Raw genomic sequence first — 21,972 nt, 5'->3', positions numbered from 1 at the left:
AAGATATGGACAACAAGAATAAAAAAGAGATAAACCGACGGGAATTTTTGAAAGTACTAGGCGCGGGAACGGTGGTCACGACAGCCGCGTTACACGGTTGCCGTCCGCGGAATAACTCCGCCAACGGCAACATGGCAAACCAACAAACGGGTGAAATGACCTATCGCGTCAACCCGACAACGGGCGACAAAGTTTCGCTGCTCGGGTACGGTTGCATGCGTCTGCCGACCATCGCCAACTCCAGCGCGAGAGATAGCCAAGACGAAATCGACCAAGAAATGGTAAACCGGCAAGTGGACTACGCCATCGCCCACGGGGTGAACTACTTCGACACGTCGCCCGCCTATTGCCGGGGACTCTCGGAACACGCCATGGGCATAGCCCTCAGCCGCCACCCGCGGGACAAGTATTTTATTGCCACCAAATTGTCGAACTTCTCGCCCGACACGTGGAACCGGGAATCATCCCTCGCCATATACCGCAACTCGCTTAAAGAATTGCAAACGGATTACCTCGATTACATGCTGCTCCACGGCATCGGCATGGGGGGAATGGAAGCCCTGAAAGGACGTTATCTTGACAACGGCATGCTCGACTTTCTGGTCGCGGAACGTGAAGCGGGACGCATCCGTAATCTCGGTTTCTCCTATCACGGTGATATCGAAATTTTCGACTACCTGCTATCACGACACGACGAAATCAAATGGGAGTTCGTGCAAATCCAACTCAATTACGTGGACTGGAAACACGCCAAGGAGGTAAACACTCGCAACACCGATGCCGAATACCTGTACGGGGAACTCTCCAAACGAGGTATTCCCACCGTCATCATGGAACCCCTGCTGGGCGGACGTCTGGCAAACGTGCCCAATCATATCGTCAGCAGGCTGAAACAACGTCGCCCGACGGATAGCGTGGCATCGTGGGCGTTCCGCTTCGCGGGCTCGCCGGAAGGAGTATTAACCGTATTAAGCGGCATGACTTACATGGAACACCTGCAAGAGAACCTTGCTACTTATTCCCCGCTGGAGCCCTTGACCGATGATGAAAAAGTGTTTTTGGAAGAGACTGCTCAACTGATGCTGAAATACCCCACGATTCCCTGCAACGACTGCAAATATTGTATGCCCTGCCCGTACGGCATCGACATCCCTTCCATCCTTATTCATTACAACAAATGCGTGAATCAAGGGAATATACCCGCCGGAAAACAGGATGAAAATTACCGTAAAGCACGACGTGCATTCCTCGTCGGTTACGACCGTAGCGTCCCGAAACTACGGCAGGCAAGCCATTGTATCGGTTGCAACCAATGCGTGCACCACTGCCCGCAGAACATCGACATTCCCAGCGAACTGCACCGCATCGACAGGTTCGTGGAACAATTGAAAATTGAAAAATCAATTAACCTGTAAAAATGGTAACAACAACTGTAATTCATGTCACAACAAAGTAAACCGGATAACCTAACTTCGCGTCAAAACAAAAGAATCACATCATGACAGAAAGCATAACAGAACTACAACATGCTGATGCGCGTAACCCGCAACTAGCCGAAGGCTCCCCCCTCATCGACTTATTGCACGACGGCGGGTACTCCTGCGTTATCGCTAAAGGAACGGAAACCCGTACTTTCAGCCAACGCGGCGTTGCAGACCTGTACGACCTGCTGGAACAAGAGCCCTCGTTCATGAAAGGAGCGCGGGTAGCGGACAAAGTGATTGGCAAAGCGGCAGCGGCGCTCATGGTGTTGGGCGGCGTGGAAAGCGTCTACACGGACACGATTAGCGAACCCGCCCTCGCGCTGTTACGTGAAGCCAACATAGAGGTACGCTTCACCAGATGCGTCCCTCTCATAAAGAATCGCACCAAAACAGGCTGGTGCCCGTTGGAATCCGCCTGCCTCGATATTAAATCGGCACGGGACATCTTCCCCGTGATACAAAACTTCATATCAAAAATAAGAATGACCAAAAAATTGGCATGCGCCTTGTTTACATGTATGCTCCTTGGCACGGGTTTACAGGCACAATCACGAAAGGACACGACCGAAGTCGCCCGTAACTACACTATTAACGAGGTGGTGGTCACCGGGACACGCAACGAAACGGATGCACGTCAGCTTCCCATGACCGTCTCCGTCGTGAACCGGGAAACAATAGAAAAACGCCTTGAACCCTCGTTACTCCCTATCTTGACGGAACAAATCCCGGGACTGTTCATCACCAGCAGGGGTATCTTGGGATACGGCGTATCGACAGGGGCTGCAGGGGGCATGAACTTACGAGGTGTCGGGGGAAACTCCACCACCGGGTTGCTCGTGCTCATTGACGGTCACCCGCAATACATGGGACTCATGGGACACCCCATCGCCGACGCCTACCAATCCATGCTAGCAGAACGCGTGGAAGTTGTACGGGGTCCGGCATCCGTGCTCTACGGGTCGAACGCCATGGGCGGTGTAATCAACATCATTACCCGCCAACAACGGGATGACGCGGTGAAGACAAGCGCCCGCCTGAGTTACGGCTCGTACAATACCCTCGTGACCGAAGCCGCGAACAGCGTGAAACGAGGCAGATTCAGCAGCATCGTGACAGGTTCATACAACCGCACCGACGGTCACCGCGAGGACATGGAATTCGAACAATACGGCGGGTACACCAAACTGGGATACGAGTTGAACAACACGTGGAGCATGTACGGCGACGTGAACATCACACACTTCAACGCCTCGAACCCCGGTACGGTCAACGCCCCCCTCTTGGACAACGATTCCCGCATCACCAGAGGCATGACCTCGTTCGCCCTAACCAACCGTCACGAGAAGACATCCGGCGCGTTGAGTTTCTTTTACAACTGGGGACGCCACGAGATTAACGACGGCTATTCCAAGGGAAAAGAACCGCTGGCATACCGCTTCCACTCGAAAGACATCATGCTGGGCGTATCCCTTTACCAAAGTGCAACCCTGTTCAAGGGCAACCGGATAACCCTAGGCGTGGACTTCCAACACTTCGGCGGTGAAGCTTGGAATCGTTTCGTCACGGACGGGCACGAGGAGGAGATATCCGACAAATCGGAAAACGAGGTAGCCGGATATGCGGATTTCCGGCAAGCATTGACAGAATGGCTCACCGTAGATGTAGGAATACGCGTAGACCATCACTCGGTAACGGGTACGGAATGGATACCACAAGCCGGATTGTCGGCATACCTGCCCAACAACAGTAGCCTGAAAGCGATGGTAAGCAAAGGCTTCCGCAACCCGACGATAAAAGAGTTGTACATGTTCCGTGTCGCCAACCCGGATTTATTGCCGGAACGGCTGTGGAACCACGAGCTATCTTACACGCAACGCCTGCTGAACAACAAGCTTCATTACGGGATAAATCTTTTCTATATCAACGGGGAAAATATCATCAGCCCGCAAATGGTAGACGGACGCCGAATGAACATCAATACCGGGAAAATAGAAAACTGGGGAGCGGAAGCCAACGTGGCTTACCGTATCCACCCGGAATGGAATATCACCGCCAATTACAGCTGGCTACGCATGGTACACCCGATAGTGGCGGCACCGGAACATAAGCTATTCATCGGGGCTGACTTCACGAGGGGACGGTGGAGTGCATCGACAGGCGTACAATACGTGGCAGGACTTTACACCACGGTTGACCCGGTGGAGAAGAAAGAGAATTTCGTGCAGTGGAACGCGAGAGCCAGTTATCGCCTGAGTCCCTTCGCCCATGCCTTCGTGCGGGGAGAAAACCTTCTGGCACAACGGTATGAAATAAACGACGGCTTCCCCATGCCCAAAGCTACATTCATGGGGGGAATAAATTTACACTTCTAAAACGAAAAAATATGAAAACAACAGTTATTCAATTGTACACCTTAGACTACAAAGAAGCGAAAACCTATCTTGCAGTATCGCTTTTCATCGTCGGCAACATGATGCTGCCACAATTATGCCATCTCGTGCCGCAAGGCGGGACCACGTGGCTGCCGATATATTTCTTTACCCTTATCGGTGCTTATAAATACGGTTGGAAAGTAGGACTGCTCACGGCGGTATTCTCGCCTGTGCTCAACTCCCTGCTGTTCGGTATGCCGCAAGCGGCTGCCTTACCGGCGATTCTGTTGAAATCCGTGCTACTGGCTATAGCCGCAGGGTACGCCGCCCAACGGTTCAAACGTGTTTCCATCCCACTTCTCCTTACGGTTGTATTATCTTACCAAATCGCAGGCATACTCGGGGAATGGGCTATGATTGGCGACTTCACCCGTGCCGTGCAGGACTTCCGTATCGGATTGCCGGGAATAGCCCTGCAAATCTTCGGGGGATACTCGTTTATTAAATACATTATTAACAAATAAAAATTCCAGCTTATGACATCCATGATTTTATTCCTTATCGGGACACCGGAAATATTGTTTATAGCGCTTATCGTACTGTTACTTTTCGGCGGAAAGAAAATACCCGAATTAATGAAGGGCATCGGTAAAGGTGTCCGCAGTTTCAAGGACGGAATGAACGGTATTGAAACCAAAATAGAAAAAGACACAACCGAAGAGAAATGAACGCGACGGACAACATAAAGGAACAGACCTTTTGGGAGCATCTCGACGAACTGCGCGGCTGCTTGATACGAATAGGCGCAGTCGTCGTGATATTCGGGATAGCGGCGTTTCTGTTCAAGGACGAAACGTTCGCTATCATTCTGGCTCCCAAAAGCGACAGCTTCATCATTTACAAAGCATTCGCCTTTGTAAGCGAACGGCTGTCACTGCCGGGTGTCGCCCCGGAAGCCTTTTCCGTCAAATTAATCAACACCGGACTGGCAGAGCAATTCGTGATACATATGCGGGCAGCCATATACGCGGGCATCCTCATCGCTTCACCCTATATCATCTACACCTTGTTCCGGTTCATCTCTCCAGCCCTGTACAGCCAAGAGAAAAAATACGCCGCACGGGTAGTCGGGAGTAGCTACGTGATGTTCATGCTGGGTGTCGCACTAAGCTATTTCCTGATATTTCCACTGACATTCCGCTTTCTCGGTACATATCAAGTGAGTGGCGAGGTGGAAAACATGATTTCCCTGCAATCGTACATGGATACCCTCATGATGATGAACCTGATGATGGGCATCGTCTTCGAGATACCTATCCTATGCTGGCTGCTAGCTAAATTCGGGTTGCTCTCTGCCGCTTTCATGCGCCGTTATCACCGTCACGCGATAGTCGTAATCCTCGTGCTCGCCGCTATCATCACTCCCACGTCGGACGTCTTCACCCTGTTAATGGTATCGCTTCCCATGTGGCTACTGTATGAAATCAGCATTTTAATTGTTAAACATACACGTTAAAAAGTTTATATATGAAAACGAATCTGTTACCTATTTTAATTATGACACTCGTGTCACCACTTACAGCATCCAGCTACAATTCACCCTCGAAAGAGGAAAGCAAAAAAAGCCTTCCCAAAGTTTACATGGTCAAAGAAATCAGCCCGGAAAGCCTTCTCCGCATATACGAAGCACTTGGGCGGGAAGCCACGGGAAAAGTAGCCGTTAAGATTTCTACCGGAGAACCGGGCGGCAACAATTACTTGAAACCCGCACTTATCGGCGAGCTCGTGAAAAAAGTAAACGGTACCATTGTCGAGTGTAACACCGCTTACGGCGGCGGACGGGCAAACACGACCGCCCACCTGCAAGCAGCCAAAGACCACGGTTTCACAGCCATCGCCGAAATCGATATCATGGACGCAGAGGGAGAAACAGCACTCCCGATCAAGGGTGGCAAGCACCTGAAAGAAGACTTCGTGGGTTCGCACTTCCTGAATTACGACTTCACGATTATCCTTTCGCACTTCAAGGGACACGCGATGGGTGGCTTCGGTGGCGCAATCAAAAATATGTCAATCGGCATCGCTTCCTCGGCAGGAAAAGCATGGATTCATAGTGCCGGAAAGACAAAAGACGACCCGTGGAGCAACCTGCCCGAACAAGACGATTTCTTGGAATCCATGGCTGAAGCCGCCAAAGCCATCGCCGACCATTGTGGCGAAAAGATTCTATACATCAGCGTAGCCAATAACCTATCGGTCGACTGTGACTGTGCCTCTGCCCCCGAAGATCCAAAAATGGGCGACATCGGCATCCTCGCCTCCCTCGACCCCATGGCTTTGGACAAAGCGTGTGTCGATCAAGTGTACTCTTCACCCGATCACGGACGTATCCACTTGATCGAACGGATGGAATCCCGCCACGGCATACACACGCTTGTCCACGCCGAGAAATTAGGCATGGGCAGCCAAAAGTATGAATTAATCCTACTGGACAATGAATAACAAAGGAAGTATTAACCCTCCTCCCTGTTTATAAAGGAAATTAAAAACCGCTTACCGGACTCTACCCAAATTAAGAGGCTGCCGAACAGCCTCTTATTTCTCCCGAATCTTCTTCAAAAACGTCATAAAACCATAAACCGTATCAAATATACATCTTTTCCTTCCCGCTACTTTTAACTCCGCTTCCAAAACCTTTTCCAACGCAGACAGCACGTTATCACAATCCGAAATACCAAATCCCGACACTTGGGATACTTTTTCCATCAATTCTATTCTGTTCATACCTCCATTATTTAATTATAAAACAAAAATATCCCCTATCTTAATACCATTTCAAATAATAAGACAAAACCACTGATTTACGAGACAAACCACCCCAATTACCAGACAATATCTATTTCCTTCTGAAATTTCTACAAATAATATAATAAAAAGTATCCCTCAAAGTTTGCATTTATAACGGAAAGCACTATATTTGCACCGTCAAAAAAATGACACCCGGTTCGGTAGCTCAGTTGGATAGAGCAACGGCCTTCTAAGCCGTAGGTCTTGGGTTCGAATCCCAACCGGATCACCACATTTAAAACAACTTACTTATTTCTAGTAAGTTGTTTTTTTATTAAGAACATATTTAAAAACGTAACTCTTTACTCTATTTTTAGGTCAAGTTCCTATAGAGAAATATATTTTCATTCTTCATCTCTTTTCGCAAACTTTTTTAAGGAATAACCCGTAGAATAAATTGTAAAATTTCTTTTTGCGAAACAAGAATTAAAATTATACATTTGAAGATACATATTAAGTCAAACATTTAAATTTTAAACACTATGGCAAAAGTAACACTTGCTGGTAACAGTATAAACACGAAAGGTAACTTACCTTCAGTAGGTTCCGCGGCTCCGGATTTCTCGTTAGTAAAAACGGATTTGTCCGAATTGACATTAGCCGACCAAAAAGGAACACGTGTTGTCCTGAATATTTTCCCGAGTCTTGATACAAGCGTATGCGCTACATCCGTACGCACTTTCAATAAATTAGCCGCAGAGATGAAAAATACGGTGGTACTTGCTATATCAAAAGACCTCCCTTTCGCTCACGCACGTTTCTGCACGACGGAAGGAATTGATAAAGTAATCCCTCTATCTGCATTCAGGGATCATAAATTCGGGGAGAAATACGGGGTGGAAATGATTGACGGCCCATTAGCAGGTCTATTGGCTCGCTCGGTTGTCGTTATTGACGAAAACGGGAAAATCGTTTATGAAGAACTCGTACCGGAAATCACACACGAACCTAACTATGACGCCGCATTGGCATGTTTGAAAAGTTTATAAGGTCCATAAAGTTATAAAGTTCATAAAGTACAAGTAAACACCCAAAGCTTCAACAAGCTAACTTTATGAACTTTAAATTCCGAAGGAATAACTTTACAAACCTTATAAACAAAAAGGGGCTTTCGCCCCTTTTTATTATTTAGCACGCTCTAATTGAACAGTAAAGTGACGCATTAACGGTGCTTCCCAAGTAATTTGGAAACCACGAGTAATCTGCTCACGACGATCAAATACATTTTTCAAGGCAACGGCTATCACGTCCATGTGATTGTTCGTGTACACTCTTCTCGGGATAGCCAGACGCAAAAGATCCAAACCACCGAAACGGTTTTCACGAGTTACCGGATCACGGTCAGCCAAGATATAACCGATTTCGCAACCGCGAATACCGGCCTCCAAGTACAATTCTACCGTCAACGTCTGAGCCGGGAATTCTTCTTTCGGTACATGAGTCAATACTTTCGGGGCATCGATAAACAAAGCGTGACCTCCGGCGGGACGTTGATAAGGAATACCAAATTCATCCAGACGTTTTGCCAAGTATTCCACTTGTTTGATACGGGTTTCAAGATTATCGAACTCTGTATTTTCATCCAAACCGATAGCCAGAGCGTTCATATCGCGACCGTTCATACCACCATAAGTCAAGTACCCCTCGAACTGCACGCAGAAGCCCTTAGCTCCCTCGAACCAGTCTTGGTGGCGGGTAGCGATGAAACCTCCCATGTTCACGATAGCATCTTTCTTCGCGCTCATGGTCATACCGTCAGCGTTATCGAACATCTCTTTCACGATCTCTTTGATCGTCTTATTTTGATAACCCTCTTCACGAGTCTTGATAAAATAAGCGTTCTCAGCGAAACGAGCCGAATCGAACAACACGCGTTTGCCATATTTATCGGCGATAGCACGCACTTCCTTGATATTTTTCATGGAAACAGGCTGTCCTCCTGCCGTGTTGTTCGTAACCGTCACGATAATAAACGGAATCTTGTCAGCATGTTCTGCCAACACTTTCTCCAATTTCACCGGATCCAAGTTTCCTTTAAACGGAATCTCCAATTGGGTATCTTTTGCCTCGTCGATAGTCACGTCCCAAGCGATAGCCTTACGTCCCTCGATGTGCCCCTTCGTGGTATCGAAGTGAGAGTTACCGGGAACGATATCGCCTTCTTTTACTAAATAAGAGAAAAGCACGTTCTCGGCAGCGCGTCCTTGGTGAGTCGGGATAATATAATCGAATCCGGTCAAACGGGTAATCATATCCTTCAACTTGAAGAAAGAAGATGCCCCGGCATAACTTTCATCACCCAACATCATTCCTGCCCATTGGCGGTCACTCATGGAACCGGTTCCGGAGTCCGTAATCAAGTCTATATACACTTGCTCCGAACGTAATTGAAACACGTTGTAGTGAGCCTCTTTAATCCATTGTTCTCTCTCTTCACGAGTACTTTTACGGATGGGTTCAACCATCTTAATCTTCCAAGATTCTGCAAAAGGTAATTCCATAATCTTTAAACTTTAAATAGTTAATGATATAAATAATTATAATATGATTTTCCAATCAAACAACCTTAAAAGGTCATCATGTTAAATAAGGAAATAATAAATGTGAGGATACGAAAGACCACCACCTCTAATCAACAAAGGTGTCGCGCTTCTTAATATTTAAGAAAAGTTTACTTACTAATATGACGCACTTATCTTTCATCGAAGCAAATTTGGGAAAAATAATAAAAAAGACCAAGGAAATCTTGGTCTTTTTTATTATTTCTTTTTTTTCTTCGCGTTTCGCTTCCGCATCACGTTTCGTCGATTATCTTCCGCCGTGTAACTATTTTTGGCTTTCTTCTGGTGGAAAGCACCTCCCCCTTGTTGTCGTCCCTGCTGGTAAACGATATTACTTGTTTGCACCTGTTCCTCTTCCAGCAACAACTGGGATATTTCCAACTTCTCCGGCAAATCCAACACCTCCACGCTTTGATTAATCAACCGCTCGATATCCGTGAAGCGGTCTTCCTCTATCTCGGACACGAAACTGATTGCCACTCCCTCTTTTCCCGCACGAGCCGTACGCCCGATACGATGCACGTATTCCTCCGCCAAAGAAGGAATATCAAAGTTTATTACATGAGTCACATCCTGCACGTCAATACCGCGTGCCGCCACGTCTGAAGCCACGAGGATACGAGTTTCCCCTTCTTTAAAAGCACGTAAAGCGTTCAACCGGGTATTCTGTGCCTTGTTCGAGTGTATCACGCTCAACTCTCCTTTCCAATGATCCGCCAAGCGTTCCACGATCCGGTCGGCATTCTTCTTTGTCTCCGTAAATATCATCACTTTCTTGTATCTCTCCTTATCCGCGAGCAATACTTTCAACAAATTGATTTTCGTCGTGATATTCGGCACGTCATAACGGAATTGCTCCACGTGTTCCACCGGGGTTGCTTGACGTGCAACTTCCACCCGCACCGGTTCTTTCAAGAAATCACGGGATAGACTTTCTACCGCTTCCGAGAATGTAGCCGAAAACAACATCGTTTGATGCTTCTCCGGTAATACTTCGAATATACCCTTTAATTGCGGCAAGAACCCCAAATCCATTAACCGGTCGGCCTCATCCACCACGACCGTTTTAATCATTTTCGTCCGGATGATACCATTATAATATATATCCATAAAACGACCGGGTGTGGCGACCAATAAATCTACCCCCTCGAACACCTTATCTTGTTGAGTCCTTATATTCGTACCGCCATACACGCCCACGCAACGGATATCCATATATTCCGTCAGCAATTCAACACTCTCGCACACCTGCACGACCAACTCCCGCGTAGGCACAACCACCAACGCTCTCGGCACCAACCCTTGCGCGTAATGCAACTTCATCAACATCGGGATCAGATAAGCCAGCGTCTTTCCCGTACCCGTCTGTGCTATACCGATAAGGTCTTTCCCGGAACGACTGACAGAAAAAACCTCTTCCTGAATAGGGGTCGGGTTCTCGAAACCAGCCTCTTCCAACGCCATTAAAATCTGCTTATTTATATTCAAATCCTGAAATCCCATAGGTATCATGTTTTAAGTCTATTTATCCGCGAAGGTACAAAAAAGTAGGCACTCGGCAGAAATAAATTTATTTATAAAATAAATTGCATCTAAATATCAAAAATATCACACTCATATTCAAAACGATACAACAAGACATACCCGTTACAAAAAACGCCATAATCAATCCTATATTTGTTTTTTTCAAAATAATGTTCTAAATTTATTGCAGGTAAAACCTCTAAAATTACTACGCTATGACTTATACTATTACTTTTAACGAGTTAAGGAAGATCAAAGACATGTTACCCCACGGAAGTATGCAAACTATTGCAGACGATTTGGGCATCAGTACTGACACAGTGCGTAACTACTTCGGAGCCGATAATTATGACAACGGAGGTTCTAGTGCCGGAATTCACGTGGAGCAAGGACCGGACGGGGGAATTGTAGTCTTAGATGACACTACCATTCTGGACAAGGCCAAGGAACTCCTGAACGTGTAGAAAAAAATTAGAGCCGGGAACTGTCGAAAAAACGTTCCCGGTATTTTTTTACCGCTTTTTTATCTACTTTTGCAACGGCAAGTTCACGGTATAAACTTGTAACCTGCCAACTTGTAACCTGTAACGTCGCACGGCGACATAATATATTATGAGCAAAATAGTACTAAAAGCCGGTAAAGAGAGATCCTTGTACAGACTTCACCCGTGGGTATTCTCGGGTGCCATCGCCAAAAAAGACAATGACATCCAAGAGGGAGATGTCGTGAAAGTATATAACCACGACAATGAATTTCTTGCCGTCGGGCACTACCAGATCGGGAGTATTGCCGTGCGTGTGCTCAGTTTCAAAGAAGAAACGATTGATTATCCTTTTTGGGTAGAACGCATCCGTCAAGCATACCACACCCGCGTTGCCATCGGTCTGGCAACGGCATCGAATAATAACGTTTTTCGTTTGGTACATGGTGAAGGAGATGATCTTTCCGGGCTTATCGTGGACTATTATGCCGGGGTAGCCGTGGTACAATTCCACACCGTGGGCATGTACAAGGCAAGAGAAGAGATCACGAAAGCCCTTCTCGAAGTCATTGGCGACAAAATCACCGCCATATACGACAAATCGGAAGGAACTCTCCCCTACAAAGCAGGACTGAACCCGGAAAACGGCTACTTGTACGGGCACACCGATAACTTTATCGCCACCGAAAACGGACTGAAATTCAACGTGGACTGGCTCGAAGGCCAAAAAACGGGTTTCTTTATTGACCAACGGGAAAACCGAAGCCTTTTGGAACAATACTCTCAAGGAAAAAACGTACTCAACATGTTCTGTTACACGGGTGGCTTCTCTTTCTACGCCATGCGAGGCGGAGCAAAACTCGTGCATTCGGTTGACGCCTCGGCAAGAGCTATTGAACTGACCAACCAAAACGTGGAACTGAACTTTCCCGGTGATTCCCGCCACGAGGCATTCGTGGAAGACGCTTTCAAATTTTTGAATCAATCCCACGACAAATACGACCTCATTATCCTTGACCCCCCGGCATTCGCCAAACACCAAAACGTACTTGACAATGCCATACAGGGTTACAAAAAACTCAACCGCAAAGGTATCGAAGTCGTAAAACCGGGTGGTATCATCTTCACCTTCTCTTGTTCTCAAGTGATGACGAAAGACCTGTTCCGCCAAACCGTGTTCACCGCAGCGGCAAACACCGGACGCAAAGTCAAAATATTACATCAATTGACACAACCAGCCGATCACCCGATCAGCATTTATCACCCGGAAGGGGAGTATTTGAAAGGATTGGTGTTATACGTGGAATAGCATTTAATGAAAAGAGTATCCGAAAAGTTATTTTTGGATACTCTTTATCAATCTAAAACAGTTCACTAGAAAACAAATATCTTAATCTAATCGAATACTACCATCGGGATAAATCTCCACGGATATATCCATTGAATGTTCTTTTTTTAGCAGGAAATGATACACGTTATCACCGGAAGCATACTGGATAAAGTGTATATTGTCTATCGAAAAAGTATTATACGCTTCACCTTTCAGCACATCCAATACCACTTGCGGCACATTTGCCTCCAGTACAGGCCATGAAGTTTTGATCCAGCTATTATCGTGAGCGAACAGAACTTCTTTTACTTGATTTTCATCAAGGATATCCACTTCCAAGATTCCGTCTTGCCAACGTTCATCATGGACAACCAATGCTTTCGGATAATTTTGCGTGATAAAACTGCTAACTGTTGCCGGTAAATCTACCGCATTTTCCTCCGCTTGTTTTATCAATTCACCCTCTTCATCAAAATAAAGATACATCTCTTGATTAGCATTTTCTATCTCCAGACGATACACGGGAGATGTATTCACCCGATCCACGTACTCCACATCCTCAACTTTCCAAGAGCCGTATATACTTCCGGTAAATCCGGTTTTTACCTTTTCCGGCAGATTAGCGTACAGCATATCTTTCTCCGTCATCACCCATTCGCCGTCTTTACCGAACCAAGCCTCACATTCCTGCCCCGCCTCACGGAATTCAGCTTTCTCATACACACCGTTTTTCTCCCATGTCACGGCTGTCGCGTTCGGGAACTTCGCCGTAAAAGCTTCCACGACACTCTTTCCCGGCTTGTAATTCTTATCATCATCATCGTCATCATGACAAGCGGCAAAAACAAATAACGAGGCAATCCATAGGGTTACCATCAAAATCTTTCCTCTCATAATCTTTCCTATTTATCTGTTTAACATTATGTTCCTACTATCCCTTCTAACGAAAAACAGGAGCAGAAGGTTTCTATCGAAAAAAAACAAAATAACAGGACAATCTGTTCGCGGATTGCTTACTTTTGCACCGGAATTTAAGGACTATGAAATGGATAATTGTCAAGAAATAAGCACATCCGGGAAAAGCACTAAAGACAATATCATCTCGATATGTGTCTTCTTGTCGGGATTCTCTTGTTTTGCACAGTTGTATTATTTTCAACCGTTATTGCCCGATCTTGCACACGAGTTCAACCTATCGGCAAGTTATAGCAGTCTGGCTATTTCGTTTTCAACCTTAGGTATGGTCATCGGACTATTTACCGCCATGTTCGTGGCGGACAGTATCCCAAGAAAAAATTTAATCAGTGCGGCACTATTGTCCTCTTCTGTCGCCTCGGTAATCTGTTCGTATTCAAATTCCTTTTTCTTGCTCGTGGCGCTCAGTGCCTTAAAAGGCTTTTTGCTATCGGGAGCGACATCCGTATCACTGGCATACATATCGGAAGAAGTATTACCCAAGAACAAAGGTAAAATCACCGGGTTATACATCGCCGGAAACGCACTCGGGGGAATGGGCGGACGCGTGATTTCCTCATATCTCAGCACGGAATTCTCGTGGCGGACAGCATCCGCTTCTATCGGAGTGTTATGTGCCGTCTTCGCGATCTTATTCTTGATTTTCAGTCCTCGTTCCATTAATTTCAAGCCGAAGAAAGAGAACTTCAAATCACTCATCATTTCCAATTTGCATTTGCTCACTTCAGCCAAATTACTCCCGTTCTATCTGATTGGCTCACTTATGCTGGGAATATTCGTGAGCCTGTACAATTATCTAGGTTTCTACCTCGTGAAAGAGCCTTTCAATTTTCCGGATTACTTGATTCACTACATTTACTTCATGTACATTTTCGGGGTATTCGGTTCTATCGCTACCGCAAAACTCACCGCACGATACAACCATTTCAAGATACAGAAAACCATCGTATTATCGTCCGTGGCGGCACTCCTGTTGTTGTACGTGAACAATTTCTGGATCGTCACTCTGGGGCTAGCCATTTTCACGTTCAATTTCTTCGTGGTGCATGTCATCTGTAACCGTGTCGTGAGCGACTACAATCTACAAAAACGCTCTGTCACCATATCCATATACCTTCTCTTCTATTACATGGGTTCCAGCGTATGGGGATCAGCCACCGGCGTCGTCCTCGACAACTTCGGCTGGCAATGGTTTATCGCCACGCTCATCGCCCTAACGTTCATCCTATACGCCATCGCTTACAGGGGCGCACGGTTGATGCGGGAAAATTAAAAAGCTCCCGTCTGTACGACGAGAGCTTTTTGGCAAAATTTTTTCAATGGCTTACGTTGAAAAGAAAAATCATATTATTAACATTACAAAGATCTCGATTTTACTCTTTCCCCACAATCCCCTACATTAGGTATATTTTCGACAAAAAATCATTCCACCTCATTAATATCGATGAGATTATTCAAAATAGCATACACCGTAAGTCCCGATACGGACTTAATCCCGGTTTTCCGGATGATATTTTTCCGGTGCGTGATGACCGTGTGCACGGATATATGATGCTGGTCGGCAATCTCCTTATTGATTTTCCCTTTTGCCAATGACACCAATATTTCTTTCTCCCGCTCGGAAAGTTCATTTTTATCTGCCGCGTCAGACGGAGCATTCAGCGCATCCAGCGATTGCAACAACTTTTGTGCTATCTTCTCCGAATCATCCGAGATGTCGATCACCGTGTGATATTGTTTCAACACTTCCGGTTCTATATATTGATATACCAAAGCTACTAAAGCCGCATTTCTCATTCCCTCGAACAACTCTTCCAAGTGTTGTCGCCTTTTCGGCTCCACGGTCGAAGGATTAATAATAATAATATCCGGTTCGAGATGATTTATCTTCTCCACACAATGATAGCAATCGGCAAGTGAGGCAACAACCTCAAAATCATGCCTAATCTCTATTAACTTCCGCAAACCGGTCGATATGATCATTGACGGCTCAATAATAACAATCCGATAACATTTATTATTGCTTGCCATACTGTTGTTCTAATTTCTTGACTAACGGGATTAGAATTTTATCCTCGATTAAAGAATGTTTGCTTAAATCCTCTTCTAATGAAAATATACCGAACAGCACCCGGATACGCATTTCCGACAGCGCATCTCCTTGTAAATACTTCATTATAATATTTTTCAAGTCATTCAGTTTATCATCTATATTACTGTGATTCTCCTTGAATTCCTCGATCTCGTAATTTCCCGAACGACTCCCGTGCACGATACCGGAAATATAGGGGAAAACCGTGTCCTCCTCGTAGGCGAAATGTCGGATAACCTCATTCTTATACTCGTTGAAAAAAAGATGAAGTATCTTTTTATGATGTTCCTCGCAATTCTCGGAAATCTCCTTCAACTGTTCCTCTATCACGAACATCCGGCTATTGAGATAATAATCATGAGAATTTTTCAAGTAAGCAATCAACTGGTCTACATCCGGCCCGATACGCTCGATTTCCTTATCCGTGGGCAAATACGCTTCATTGCTGTACACGTTACAGATCATCAGAAACAGAGGGCAAGATACATGATTCGCCTCACAACACTCCTTTACGGTCTTGTCCCCGAATCCCAGATTCAACCCGAAACGATGCAAAAGCAACAAGAGCGAATAATCGGCATGAATAACATCTGCCAGTTTCATATCAGCAGAAAATAAACGTGAATTCATAGTAGTATTTTTATCACAAATATTGGAAATATTCGACTCTCCACCAAGTTTATTCATCAGTTTATAGAATTATTTATAATATTTCACGACATCAAAAGTACAAAAGTATCCGAAGCAATAACATCCTCAAAATCGGGTAAAAGCACGGGCACCCATCCCCATAAATGGGGATTATATCCCTGTAAATCGAATTATCCTTCGTATTTCACACAAGATCGCCAATATATAGTAAATGAAATTTATTGTTCATTAAAGAAGAAATTATAATTTTGTCAGGAATATATCACATAAAAAACAAATGGAAAAGGATCAAGTCATATTACTGGAACAACTTTTCAATCGTTATTTTAGTCATCTGGTTCTTTATTCCAGAAAGCTGATCGGAGCACAAGAACCGGCGGAAGACATTGTTCAAGATGTATTCCTGCACTTGTTCGAAAGTAAACGCCTGAAGTTCGCGACTCCTTCATTTTTATTTACTTGTGTGAAAAACGCTTCTTTAAATTACATAAACTTCTCGAAAAAGAGAATGGTTCCCCTCTCTCCCGCTCAAGAATTTATCCCGGATAAAGATGTACAGGAAGAAATCGCCCACATGCAACAACTGGAACGACTGGATACTGCCATTGAATCTTTACCTGCCAAATGCAAAGAGATATTCAAGCGGGTATATTTACAAGGTCAACGCTATGAAGATGTCGCCACACAGTTGGAAATCTCTTATCACACCGTGAAGGCGCACATGACAACCGCCTTTAAACATTTACGAAAACACCTTTTAGTATTACTTTTCCTTCTTCGAAATGTTAAATTCAAGAGAAAGTGAAAAAAAAGTTGGAAAAATGACTAGGTAGATTCTGCGTCATATTTGTTATTATTATAAACAATATCACAGAACCATGCCAAACGAGCAAGAAAATATAGACGAACAAATCATCCGGGATTGGGTTGAAATGAAAAAACTACAACATCCCGGATATTGGACGCAGATGAAGGATAAACTTCAAATTGCCATCCGCCGAAAGTATAAAATACGAATAGTAAAATATGCTGCCATATTCATGTTACCTGTTTTAGCATGCGGACTTTATCTCTTGCTGGATAATCCTCATCACACTCCCCCGCGGACAGAACAAACTTTGGCAAAAATATTACCGGGTGATAAAAAAGCTATTCTATATACATCAGATGGTAGTTCACTCGTCCTTTCCGAGGATACACTCTCGTTGACAGAGATCAACGGAACCCGGATACTATCCGCGAAAGACGAAGGAATTGTCTATACCCCGCAAACAACAAGTAACACGATAGAAATCTATAACACACTTGTAGTTCCTCTTAAAGGAGAATATAACATCACTCTCTGCGACGGAACCCAAGTATGGCTAAACTCCTCTTCCTCATTGAAGTATCCCGTTATCTTTTCAGATTCCGTTCGGGAAGTACACTTGGAAGGCGAGGCTTTCTTTATCGTGACCGAGAATAAAGAAAAACCGTTTATCGTGACAACAAAAGATTACTCCGTCAAAGTACTGGGAACAGCTTTTAACGTGATGGACTACAATGATGACAATTATTCTCACACGACACTGGCAAAAGGAAAAATCGAAATATTACACGGGGACAAACGCCAAATATTAATCCCGGGCGAGCAGGCAGTTCTGAAAGACGGGAAAATATCCATAAAGAAAGTAGACCCGCACTATTACACCACGTGGATGAACGACCGTTTCTACTTTGACAGCGAATGTCTGGAAAACATCATGAAAAAATTATCCAGATGGTACGATGTACAAGTAACATTCAAGGATGAAGCGGCAAAACAATATCATTTCGAGGGAAGCGTACCTAAATACAGCAGCATCAAAGAAATTTGTAATATTATAGAATTAACGACACACGTGAGGTTTGAACTGGAAAAGAATAATATAATTGTTAAACTAAAGGAATAGAGGATGTAAATGTCATTTCTGTATCTTGATATCAATCTGAAATGACACGATAAACGAATCATTAAAAAACTTAATACTGAACTGAAAAGTATCGGTAAACGGGAGAATTATACAATGAAGTATCACTATCTAAAACGAGAATTTATGTCATTAATCCAACGTTTATTACTTGTTTAAACGCACGTTTCAAAACGCCGCACAAATAACAAACTATCATCTATATATCAAGTAATTAGCATTTTACTGCAATCCCTATAAAAAAGTTTTTTTCTCTCCTTTTTTACGATTAATAAACGTTCGTTTATTGAGCATGACTTTTATGGTAATTAATACTTAAGATAATTAACATAAACCATAACACAACTTATGAAAAAAAATATCAATAACCTACTAAAACGGTATCTGTTAATTACATTTACCCTATGTTTTGTCTCCCCCTCGTTTGCAGGGAACGGAACTCAAATTCAGGACAAAATCATCAGTGTCGATTTCAAAAATGAAACTTTGGCAAATGTCCTCAAAGAACTAAAAAACAAAACAGGTTACGAATTCCTGTATAACTTGGAAATAGTTAATAAAGCTCCGCTCGTCACCGTGAAAGCAGAAAAGAAACCTTTCACGCAAGTTTTAACCCTCTGCCTTGAAAATACAGATTTCACGTATCAGATTATCGACGATACGGTCGTTATAAAATTAAAGGAAGAAAATGATAATACACCACAGAATAAAGAAATCAGCGGTGTCGTACTTGACGAGAACAACTCCCCTTTACCCGGAACAACGATCATGATAAAGGGAACACAAGTAGGTTCCGCCACGGATAAAGACGGCAAATTCAAACTGACACTTCCGAATATCAAGAACATCACACTGGTGGTTAGTTTTCTTGGTTTTGAAACACAAGAAATCGAGCTATCAAACCAGAAAGAGATCAAGATCATTCTCCGGGAGAAAAAAGAAAGTCTGGAAGATGTCGTGGTTACCGGTTACGCTAACGTAAAAAAATCCAGCTTCACGGGATCAGCCATCCGGGTAGAGAAAAAAGAATTGTTAAAGGTTGCTTCACGAAATGTCATATCGGCATTACAAGTTTTCGATCCCTCTTTGCGCATCATGAAAAATAACGACATGGGGTCCGACCCGAATACTGTTCCCGAATTTTACATCCGCGGACGTTCCGGCGTGGGCGTTATGGAACTCGACAAAAATTCCGTATCCAAAACGGCCTTACAGAACAACCCCAACTCCCCCCTGTTTATCATGGACGGGTATGAGGTAAAAATAGATAAAGTGTACGATTTCGACCCGAACCGGATAGCGAACATCACGATTCTGAAAGATGCTGCCGCAACGGCCTTGTATGGTTCCCGTGCCGCCAACGGTGTGATTGTGATTGAAACCGTGGCTCCACAACCCGGCAAACTCCGTGTTTCCTACGACTTCATGGGAGAATTAACTGTACCGGATATCTCTGACTACAACTTGATGAACGCAAGTGAGAAGTTGGAGGCTGAACGCTTGGCAGGCTTCTTTGACTCTGAAGCTCCCGTAGAATACCAAAGCCTGCAACAAGAATATATCGAGAAAAGAAACAACATCATGGCAGGCGTGAACACCGATTGGATTTCCTTGCCCTTGAGAAATCCCTTTAATCACAAACACAGCCTGTTTGTCGAGGGTGGTTCCAACGATTTTCGATTCGGCATCACCATGCGTTATGACGTACAAAACGGAGTAATGAAAGAGTCCGGGAGAACTCGTATCGGCTCTTCTTTTATGCTGGATTACCGGGTAAAGAACTTACAATTGCGCAACGAAGTCAGTTATGATGTTACCAAAGGTACAAACTCACCTTACGGGGATTTCAGCGAATATACCCGCCGCCTACCTTACGTGTCTTACAAAGATATTGACGGAAACTACGTGAACGACTTGAAATGGCATATTAACGATACCCGTTTAAATCCTTATTACGAGGCAAAACTAATGAAGAATTTCAGTCACAATAATTACAGTTCACTGACGGATAATCTGGGTGTGAACTGGTATATCATGGACGGATTCCAAATGAAAGCCCAATTCTCAATCACGAAAACAAACGAGTGGTCTTCCGTTTTCGTCGATCCGGAATCTGCCACGTTCAAGAATAGTACCGAGGACTTAAACGTACAAAAAGGGACATTAGACAAGAGCGATTCCGAAACAATAAACTGGAACTTCAAAGCATTCGCCAATTACGTGAAGACGTTAGGCAATCACAACATCAACTTCTCGGTCGGAGTCGAATTAAACGAGAACAAATACAGCTACGAGAGCACCACTTTCCGCGGGTTCCCTTCCGGAGAGCTAAGTTCCCCCATGTACGCTGAAAAATCGGATGCTCCCACGTTCTCCGATAATCACACCCGTCTATCCAGCGTGTACGCCGCTTTAAATTATTCTTTTCAAGATATTTATCTACTAGATGCCTCCTACCGCATGGACGGTTCTTCCGAATTCGGGGTAGATAACAAAACAGCTTCATTCTACGCTATCGGTGCGGGAGTCAATTTCCATAAATACGATTTTATGCAGAAATTGGATAAAATCAGCCAGCTAAGATTAACCGGTACTTACGGACAAACCGGTAAAGTAAACTTCCCCGCTTACGCCGCAAAACACACGTATAAAATCTCTGACAAGTATTACGGCACGGGCAACGGACTGACGCTATTCTACATGGGTAATGATAAATTAACATGGGAAAAGACAAACGAATTAAACCTCCGTCTGGTTCTGGGATTATTTAACGACAACATCACATTGGAAGCCGATTGGTATAACAAATTGACTAAAGATTTGATCACGGACGTGACTATTCCGGTATCCACGGGATTCGAGTCTTACAAGGATAATCTTGGAGAAGTACGAAACCGGGGATATGAAATAATCCTGCGTGCCAACGTGTACAAAACGCAAAACTGGGATGTTATCCTGTACGGGAACATGGCACATAACAAGAACCGGATCATGAAAATCTCCGAGTCGTTAAAGGCATACAACACCCGTGTTGACGAGGAATTCGCCAAATTTGAAAATGATAAAAAGAACTTAACCTATGCCAAACCGCTTATAAAATACGAGGAAGGCGGTTCATTAACAGCTATTTGGGGTATGAAATCCTTGGGTATCAACCCCAGCGACGGAAAAGAGATATTTGTAAACCGGGACGGAACAATTTCTTACGATTATGTTTCCTCCCAACAACAGATTCTCGGAGACAAGGAACCGGATGCACAAGGTAGTTTCGGGGTAAACCTGCGTTACAGGAATTTCTCGTTGTTCGCTTCCTTTATGTATGAATTCGGCGCACAAGTATACAACACGACTCTCGTGGAAAAAGTGGAGTGCGTTGACCTGCGTTACCAGAATGCGGATAAACGCGTACTGACACAACGCTGGGAATCAGCCGGACAACGTACCACACTAAAAGACATCAAGGATAGAAGCGAAACTACACGCCCGACGTCCAGATTCGTACAAGACTACAACGCGATAGATTTCACCTCATTGAGTTTAAGTTATGATTTTAATCGTGAATTAATCCATCGTTTCGGTTTGAGTATGCTCCGCCTGCAATTCCAAATGGGTGATGTCGCTCACATCTCGAATGTGAAACAAGAAAGAGGACTATCCTACCCTTTCAGCCGTACATTTAATTTCTCTTTAAATGCAACTTTCTAA

General features: G+C 44.4%; 19 protein-coding genes and 1 tRNA gene. 14 read left to right on the top strand and 6 right to left on the bottom strand.

The window, feature by feature from the left end:
• The first annotated feature begins 5 nt into the window (after positions 1 to 5).
• The 6 genes from CS948_RS12645 (at position 6) to CS948_RS12620 (ending at position 6,358) form a co-directional block, all read left to right on the top strand.
• Complete coding sequence (locus CS948_RS12645; RefSeq protein WP_099292088.1) at positions 6 to 1,415, top strand: aldo/keto reductase; 1,410 nt, start codon at positions 6 to 8, stop codon at positions 1,413 to 1,415.
• 83 nt (positions 1,416 to 1,498) lie between these two features.
• On the top strand, positions 1,499 to 3,856 hold the full coding sequence (locus CS948_RS12640) for a TonB-dependent receptor domain-containing protein (RefSeq protein WP_099292087.1): 2,358 nt from the start codon (positions 1,499 to 1,501) through the stop codon (positions 3,854 to 3,856).
• 11 nt (positions 3,857 to 3,867) lie between these two features.
• Positions 3,868 to 4,380, top strand: coding sequence for an ECF transporter S component (locus CS948_RS12635; RefSeq protein ID WP_099292086.1), 513 nt, complete (start codon positions 3,868 to 3,870; stop codon positions 4,378 to 4,380).
• Between the two features lie 12 nt (positions 4,381 to 4,392).
• Positions 4,393 to 4,584 (top strand): twin-arginine translocase TatA/TatE family subunit, encoded by a 192-nt coding sequence (locus CS948_RS12630; protein ID WP_099292085.1) that lies wholly within the window; start codon positions 4,393 to 4,395, stop codon positions 4,582 to 4,584.
• Positions 4,581 to 5,372, top strand: a complete 792-nt coding sequence (tatC, locus tag CS948_RS12625; RefSeq protein WP_099292084.1) for a twin-arginine translocase subunit TatC — start codon at positions 4,581 to 4,583, stop codon at positions 5,370 to 5,372. Before CS948_RS12630 ends, tatC begins: the two co-directional genes overlap by 4 nt.
• 11 nt (positions 5,373 to 5,383) lie before the next feature.
• On the top strand, positions 5,384 to 6,358 hold the full coding sequence (locus tag CS948_RS12620) for a DUF362 domain-containing protein (protein WP_099292083.1): 975 nt from the start codon (positions 5,384 to 5,386) through the stop codon (positions 6,356 to 6,358).
• A 93-nt stretch (positions 6,359 to 6,451) separates the two neighbouring features.
• Here the strand turns inward: CS948_RS12620 and CS948_RS12615 are convergent, their stop codons facing one another.
• On the bottom strand, positions 6,452 to 6,640 hold the full coding sequence (locus CS948_RS12615) for a hypothetical protein (RefSeq protein WP_099292082.1): 189 nt from the start codon (positions 6,638 to 6,640) through the stop codon (positions 6,452 to 6,454).
• A gap of 218 nt (positions 6,641 to 6,858) precedes the next feature.
• Between CS948_RS12615 and CS948_RS12610 the strand changes: the two genes are divergently transcribed.
• Positions 6,859 to 6,935, top strand: a tRNA-Arg gene (locus CS948_RS12610).
• A 250-nt stretch (positions 6,936 to 7,185) separates the two neighbouring features.
• Positions 7,186 to 7,692, top strand: a complete 507-nt coding sequence (gene tpx, locus CS948_RS12605) for a thiol peroxidase (RefSeq protein ID WP_099292081.1) — start codon at positions 7,186 to 7,188, stop codon at positions 7,690 to 7,692.
• Between the two features lie 135 nt (positions 7,693 to 7,827).
• On the opposite strand, the gene CS948_RS12600 is transcribed toward tpx, so the two are convergent.
• Positions 7,828 to 9,204 (bottom strand): tryptophanase, encoded by a 1,377-nt coding sequence (locus CS948_RS12600; protein ID WP_099292080.1) that lies wholly within the window; start codon positions 9,202 to 9,204, stop codon positions 7,828 to 7,830.
• 258 nt (positions 9,205 to 9,462) lie between these two features.
• Complete coding sequence (locus tag CS948_RS12595; protein WP_099292079.1) at positions 9,463 to 10,767, bottom strand: DEAD/DEAH box helicase; 1,305 nt, start codon at positions 10,765 to 10,767, stop codon at positions 9,463 to 9,465.
• A gap of 236 nt (positions 10,768 to 11,003) precedes the next feature.
• On the opposite strand from CS948_RS12595, the gene CS948_RS12590 reads away from it, so the two are divergent.
• A complete protein-coding gene (locus tag CS948_RS12590) occupies positions 11,004 to 11,252 on the top strand; it encodes a DNA-binding protein (RefSeq protein ID WP_099292078.1) in 249 nt (82 codons plus the stop codon).
• 148 nt (positions 11,253 to 11,400) lie between these two features.
• Positions 11,401 to 12,579: a class I SAM-dependent rRNA methyltransferase gene (locus tag CS948_RS12585; RefSeq protein ID WP_099292077.1), complete on the top strand. Its 1,179-nt coding sequence runs from the start codon at positions 11,401 to 11,403 to the stop codon at positions 12,577 to 12,579.
• Positions 12,580 to 12,660: 81 nt separating this feature from the next.
• Here the strand turns inward: CS948_RS12585 and CS948_RS12580 are convergent, their stop codons facing one another.
• Positions 12,661 to 13,494 (bottom strand): PepSY-like domain-containing protein, encoded by an 834-nt coding sequence (locus CS948_RS12580; protein WP_099292076.1) that lies wholly within the window; start codon positions 13,492 to 13,494, stop codon positions 12,661 to 12,663.
• Between the two features lie 151 nt (positions 13,495 to 13,645).
• Here CS948_RS12580 and CS948_RS12575 point away from each other — a divergent pair, with 151 nt between their 5' ends.
• Positions 13,646 to 14,848, top strand: a complete 1,203-nt coding sequence (locus tag CS948_RS12575; protein WP_099294483.1) for an MFS transporter — start codon at positions 13,646 to 13,648, stop codon at positions 14,846 to 14,848.
• 149 nt (positions 14,849 to 14,997) lie between these two features.
• Here CS948_RS12575 and CS948_RS12570 read toward each other — a convergent pair whose 3' ends face one another.
• Together CS948_RS12570 and CS948_RS12565 are read right to left on the bottom strand one after the other, a co-directional pair.
• Positions 14,998 to 15,606, bottom strand: coding sequence for a response regulator transcription factor (locus CS948_RS12570; RefSeq protein WP_099292075.1), 609 nt, complete (start codon positions 15,604 to 15,606; stop codon positions 14,998 to 15,000).
• A complete protein-coding gene (locus CS948_RS12565; protein WP_227215257.1) occupies positions 15,593 to 16,297 on the bottom strand; it encodes a hemerythrin domain-containing protein in 705 nt (234 codons plus the stop codon). Before CS948_RS12565 ends, CS948_RS12570 begins: the two co-directional genes overlap by 14 nt.
• 298 nt (positions 16,298 to 16,595) lie before the next feature.
• Between CS948_RS12565 and CS948_RS12560 the strand changes: the two genes are divergently transcribed.
• The 3 genes from CS948_RS12560 to CS948_RS12550 all read left to right on the top strand — a co-directional run bounded on the left by CS948_RS12560 (position 16,596) and on the right by CS948_RS12550 (position 21,972).
• Positions 16,596 to 17,123, top strand: a complete 528-nt coding sequence (locus CS948_RS12560) for a sigma-70 family RNA polymerase sigma factor (RefSeq protein ID WP_099292073.1) — start codon at positions 16,596 to 16,598, stop codon at positions 17,121 to 17,123.
• A gap of 73 nt (positions 17,124 to 17,196) precedes the next feature.
• On the top strand, positions 17,197 to 18,249 hold the full coding sequence (locus CS948_RS12555) for a FecR family protein (protein WP_099292072.1): 1,053 nt from the start codon (positions 17,197 to 17,199) through the stop codon (positions 18,247 to 18,249).
• Positions 18,250 to 18,615: 366 nt separating this feature from the next.
• A complete protein-coding gene (locus CS948_RS12550) occupies positions 18,616 to 21,972 on the top strand; it encodes a SusC/RagA family TonB-linked outer membrane protein (RefSeq protein ID WP_099292071.1) in 3,357 nt (1,118 codons plus the stop codon).

It is taken from the genome of Butyricimonas sp. Marseille-P3923, from assembly GCF_900184685.1.
Taxonomy (GTDB): domain Bacteria; phylum Bacteroidota; class Bacteroidia; order Bacteroidales; family Marinifilaceae; genus Butyricimonas; species Butyricimonas muris.
Note: the sequence above shows the minus strand (reverse complement) of the source record. Positions and strands in the feature narration are given on the sequence as shown.